The organism is Gammaproteobacteria bacterium, from assembly GCA_029884425.1.
Classification (GTDB): Bacteria; Pseudomonadota; Gammaproteobacteria; order S012-40; family S012-40; genus JAOUHV01.
The window spans coordinates 1-3,654 of the sequence record JAOUHV010000085.1; the positions used below are offsets into that span (position 1 = coordinate 1).

The following is a 3,654-nucleotide window of genomic DNA, read 5'->3' on the forward strand; positions in this document are numbered from 1 at the left end:
TGCTTAAATTCTGTCGTAAAGGTTCGACGCTGTTTTTTCATGGAACACCTCGTTCAGGGTGGCAATTTTACCACCTAAAATGGTGTCCGGTTTTATTAGACCACTACACAAACGCACAGCGCACCCTACGGTAACTATTCTAATCACAGGGCAGAGTTGAAAGAGCCCCCACTTCCCTGTTCACAACAACGCACCGCCAACACCGTCGCGCACCATCCGGCCCTCACCGATCCGCAGGCGTCCCGCCTGGGCAATAGAGGAAAACTGAAATGATCACCTGCATGCACCGTTGATTGGGTGTCTTTTAAACAGTTATTTTGTATGATTTTTATACCATGATTTCAAAATGCCGTCATTAAACGGCTGGGGGGACAGGGGGCCGGCGCCGCCGGACTGTTGCCACAGCGGCTATTCAGGTAGAATGCGGCACAATCGTAGACCACTGCTAGTAGCGTCACCACTCCCTCGGATCAGGCCTGCAACTAGAGTTTTTCCTCGTTTGGCCGTAACCCGTTATCACCTAACGATATTTCTTCCTTTATAAGAGCGTACACCATGAACTTTGCCCAACTAGGCTTATCCGACGAATTGCTACGCGCCATTAGCGACAAGGGCTACAACACGCCGTCCCCTGTTCAGCAGCAAGCCATTCCTGCCATTTTGGACAAGCGCGATGTCATGGCTGCAGCGCAAACCGGCACCGGCAAAACCGCTGGCTTTACCTTGCCCATTTTGCAGCGTTTGTCCGGCGAAAGAAAACTTAAGGCCAACACCGTGCGCGCATTGGTGCTGACCCCCACGCGCGAGTTGGCTGCCCAGGTCGCAGAAAGTGTCGCGACCTATGGAAAATATTTGCCGTTGCGTTCTGCGGTGGTGTTTGGCGGGGTAAAAATTAATCCGCAAATGATGAAGCTGCGCCCCGGCGTCGATGTGCTGGTTGCCACCCCAGGACGCTTGATGGATTTGTATGAACAAAACGCGGTGAAGTTTACCCAGTTGGAAATTCTGGTGCTGGATGAAGCCGATCGCATGCTGGACATGGGCTTTATTCGCGACGTGAAAAAAATTCTCGCCCTGTTGCCCAAGCAGCGGCAGAACCTGTTGTTCTCTGCCACGTTCTCCAACGAAATTCGCAGCCTGGCCGAAGGTCTGTTGCACAACCCGGTGCAAATCGAAGCCAGCCCACGCAATGCCGCCGCCAAAACTGTCGAGCAAAGCATTTATGAAGTGGATCAGAAGCGCAAGCCCGCACTGCTCAGTCATTTGATCAAGCGCGAAAACTGGCAACAGGTGCTGGTGTTTACCCGTACCAAACGTGGCGCGAATAAATTGAGCGAACAACTGGTGACCGATGGAATCACCGCCGCCGCGATTCATGGCAACAAAAGCCAGGGCGCGCGCACCAAGGCACTCGCGCAATTCAAAGCCGGTGACGTGCGCGTGCTGGTGGCCACCGATATCGCCGCGCGCGGTATCGACATTGATCAATTACCACACGTGGTCAATTTTGATTTGCCCAACGTCCCTGCGGATTATGTGCATCGCATTGGTCGCACCGGACGTGCCGGTGCCGATGGCGCAGCTATCTCGCTGGTGAGCGCCGATGAAGCGGTACTGCTGCGCGATATCGAGACCTTGATTCAGCAGCGTTTGCCGCGTAAAACCGAGCCGAATTTTGTTCCAACCCAAACTGTGCCAGCCACTGCGCCGCGTCCTGGTGGGCCAAAAAAACCGAAAAAACCAAAGGTGAAAAAAGAATTCGACGGCAATCAGGCCACCAACAAACCGCGCAAACCTAATCCCGGCAACAAACCCGCTGGCCCGGCGAAATCCGGCAGCGAGCATTACAAAAAACGCAGTCCAGCAAAACCAGGCAATGGCAAACCGGCCGCACGCAGACCGGCGAACAAGCCCAGACCAAAACCCAGCCAAGGTTAAGCGCGCAATTCGACTCGCCCAAATGCAAAACGGCCCCAACAACGTGGGGCCGTTTTTTTATGCACTGCGCATTGGCGACACGGCAATCAGCCCGGCAACAATCGCGCGCGAAATGATTTGCCTTTGATTTTGCCCTGACTGATTTTGTTCATCGCCAGCTTGGCCACCTTGTTGGCGACGGCAACAAAACACCAGTTGTCGTACAAATGGATTTTGCCAATTTGCGCGCCTTCAATGCCGTCGCCATTGGTGAGTGCGCCGAGAATATCGCCGGCGCGAATTTTTTGTTTTTTGCCACCATCAATTTGCAGCGTCACCATTTCTGCGCGCAACGGTTCACGCGTTAGCACGCTTTTATCCGGCAACGCTTCACCGTTGATGGGTTGTCCCAAATGATCGCTCAAGCGCGCAACTTTGTAGCTTTCTTTTTCACTGATCAGCGAACAGGCCACGCCTTTTTTGCCGGCGCGACCAGTGCGGCCAATGCGGTGAATATGTGTTTCTGGATCGTGCGCCAAATGAAAATTGATTACCAGGTCCAGCGATTCCACATCCAGCCCTCTGGCCGCCACATCGGTCGCGACCAAAATCGCCACACTCTTGTTGGCAAACCGCACCAGCACTTGATCACGGTCGCGCTGTTCCAGATCGCCGTGCAGCGCCAATGCGCTCATGCCTTGGGCGCGCAGCATGTCGGCAATGTCCTGACATTCTTTTTTGGTGTTGCAGAACACCACCGATGACGCCGGACGAAATTGTTGCAGCAACAATCGCAGCGCCATCATCCGTTGTTCGTTGCCTTCGACGCTATAAAAATGCTGCTCAATGGTCGCCTCATCATGGGTTTCGGCAACGCTGACCATCAATGGCTGCGTCATCACGTGATCGGCAATGGCTTTGATTTGCGCAGGGAATGTCGCGCTGAACAACAGCGTCTGGCGTGATGCGGGAACCTTGGCAATAATGGCATCCAGCGCCGCCTGAAAACCCATTTCCAGCATACGATCGGCTTCGTCCAGCACTAGCATGTTCAAGTCATCCAGACTCAGCGTGCCGCGCGTCAGATGATCTTCAATCCGCCCCGGTGTTCCCACCACGATATGCGCACCATGTTCCAGTGATCCAGCCTGCGGCCCAAACGGCGCGCCGCCACACAGCGTGAGCACTTTGATGTTATGGATGCTGCGCGCCAGTTTGCGAATTTCTGCCGCGACCTGATCGGCCAGTTCACGGGTAGGACACAGCACCAGCGATTGAATCCGAAACTGCTTCACGTTCAATTTCTGCAACATCCCCAAACTGAACGCCGCGGTCTTGCCCGAGCCGGTTTTGGCCTGAGCAATCACATCGCGATTGGCCAATATGGCCGGCAGGCTCTGCGCCTGTATGGGGGTCATCTCGGTATAGCCCAGCGAGTCAAGATTGCTGAGCAAATCGGCATGTAGTTCAAGCGAGGAAAAGGCGGTCTGGCTCAACGGTAGGTGTCCTGTTTCGGCTGGATTTGAGAAAGCGTGATTATCGCAGTTTACGCCAAGGATTGCGCAGGGTTATTGAAATGGGGGCAATTTGCCCGGAGATAACGGCAAAACAGCCGGCGTTGAATCGTTGCCATTTTTCCGCCCGCACAAAGAAAACCGCCCCTGTCGTAAGACAGGGGCGGTTTGGGTATAGAAGCCTGGCGATAACCTACTTTCACATGGCAGCTGCCACACTATC

At 54.3% G+C, this 3,654-nt stretch carries 2 protein-coding genes; one reads left to right on the top strand and one right to left on the bottom strand.

Translation table 11 applies throughout. The features are described from left to right. Positions 1 to 555 precede the first annotated feature (555 nt). A complete protein-coding gene (locus OEW58_13900; GenBank protein MDH5302439.1) occupies positions 556 to 1,938 on the top strand; it encodes a DEAD/DEAH box helicase in 1,383 nt (460 codons plus the stop codon). A gap of 86 nt (positions 1,939 to 2,024) precedes the next feature. Here the strand turns inward: OEW58_13900 and dbpA are convergent, their stop codons facing one another. Further along, positions 2,025 to 3,413, bottom strand: coding sequence for an ATP-dependent RNA helicase DbpA (gene dbpA, locus OEW58_13905; protein ID MDH5302440.1), 1,389 nt, complete (start codon positions 3,411 to 3,413; stop codon positions 2,025 to 2,027). Between the last annotated feature and the right edge of the window lie 241 nt (positions 3,414 to 3,654).